This window comes from Leeuwenhoekiella sp. W20_SRS_FM14 (assembly GCF_052119605.1).
Taxonomy (GTDB): Bacteria; Bacteroidota; Bacteroidia; order Flavobacteriales; family Flavobacteriaceae; genus Leeuwenhoekiella.
Genome location: NZ_JBGQOK010000017.1, coordinates 1 through 2,023, shown reverse-complemented (window position 1 = coordinate 2,023; position 2,023 = coordinate 1). Strand labels below are relative to the sequence as shown.

General features: G+C 45.9%; 1 rRNA gene. It reads right to left on the bottom strand.

Annotated elements, in window-relative coordinates:
• Positions 1-112: 112 nt before the first annotated feature.
• A 16S ribosomal RNA gene (locus ACEN25_RS15840) occupies positions 113-1,632 on the bottom strand.
• Positions 1,633-2,023 lie beyond the last annotated feature (391 nt).

Sequence of the window (2,023 nt, the reverse complement as noted above, 5' to 3'; positions counted from 1 at the left end):
GAGCCATCAATCGAAAAATATCTTGAATCAACAACATTAAAAACTAAAATAAGTATTCGAACTTTTCTTTCCTTATAGTCGTGGCTTTGTCTGCTATGCAGCAAAGCTCTAGAAAGGAGGTGTTCCAGCCGCACCTTCCGGTACGGCTACCTTGTTACGACTTAGCCCCAGTTACCGGTTTTACCCTAGGCCGCTCCTTGCGGTGACGGACTTCAGGTACCCCCAGCTTCCATGGCTTGACGGGCGGTGTGTACAAGGCCCGGGAACGTATTCACCGCATCATGGCTGATATGCGATTACTAGCGATTCCAGCTTCACGGGGTCGAGTTGCAGACCCCGATCCGAACTGTGATAGGTTTTATAGATTCGCTCCGCCTTGCGACGTGGCTGCTCTCTGTACCTACCATTGTAGCACGTGTGTGGCCCAGGACGTAAGGGCCGTGATGATTTGACGTCATCCCCACCTTCCTCACAGTTTGCACTGGCAGTCTTGTTAGAGTTCCCGACTTGACTCGATGGCAACTAACAACAGGGGTTGCGCTCGTTATAGGACTTAACCTGACACCTCACGGCACGAGCTGACGACAACCATGCAGCACCTTGTAATCTGTCCGAAGAAAAATCTGTTTCCAAATCTGTCAGACTACATTTAAGCCCTGGTAAGGTTCCTCGCGTATCATCGAATTAAACCACATGCTCCACCGCTTGTGCGGGCCCCCGTCAATTCCTTTGAGTTTCATTCTTGCGAACGTACTCCCCAGGTGGGTTACTTATCACTTTCGCTTGGCCACCCAGCTCTCAATCGAGCCGGACAGCTAGTAACCATCGTTTACGGCGTGGACTACCAGGGTATCTAATCCTGTTCGCTCCCCACGCTTTCGTCCATCAGTGTCAATCAATTATTAGTAGCCTGCCTTCGCAATCGGTATTCTATGTAATATCTATGCATTTCACCGCTACACTACATATTCTAGCTACTTCATAACAATTCAAGACTAACAGTATCAATGGCAATTCTACAGTTGAGCTGCAGACTTTCACCACTGACTTATTAGTCCACCTACGGACCCTTTAAACCCAATGATTCCGGATAACGCTTGCACCCTCCGTATTACCGCGGCTGCTGGCACGGAGTTAGCCGGTGCTTATTCTTATGGTACCGTCATCAGTCTACACGTAGACCTTATTCTTCCCATATAAAAGCAGTTTACAACCCATAGGGCCGTCTTCCTGCACGCGGCATGGCTGGATCAGGCTTTCGCCCATTGTCCAATATTCCTCACTGCTGCCTCCCGTAGGAGTCTGGTCCGTGTCTCAGTACCAGTGTGGGGGATCTCCCTCTCAGGACCCCTACCTATCGTAGCCTAGGTGTGCCGTTACCACACCTACTAGCTAATAGGACGCATGCTCATCTTGTACCGTAACCTTTACTATTTAAATGATGCCACTCAAATAGACTATGAAGGATTAATCCAAGTTTCCCTGGGCTATACTTCAGTACAAGGCAGATTGCATACGCGTTACGCACCCGTGCGCCACTCGTCAGCCACCGAAGTGCTGTTACCGTTCGACTTGCATGTGTTAGGCCTGCCGCTAGCGTTCATCCTGAGCCAGGATCAAACTCTTCATCGTAGTGTTTTTATAATATTCCACGATATAAGGAAATCTAATTACTCTTTACAGAGTGCTCAAAATGGTTATTCTAGTCTTTAATTCAAATATTATTTATCTCTAAATAATACGCGTTGTCAATTCAATATGTCAAGGAACTTTCTCTATCTCTCAAGAGAATTTCTTCGTTAGATGCTAAGGAATCGAACCTTATTTTTATTACCAAATCATCTCGTTTTCAATGTGCGTTGCTCTCTGCGAAAGCGGCTGCAAATATACAACCTTTTTTATTTACCAAACAAATAAAAATTAAGTTTTTTTTTAAGCCACATTCTAAAAGATTCTTAAGAACTAATCCTACATTTCGTTGCCAAAATTCAGGAGGGCAAAGATACTACCCTTTTTTAATTCA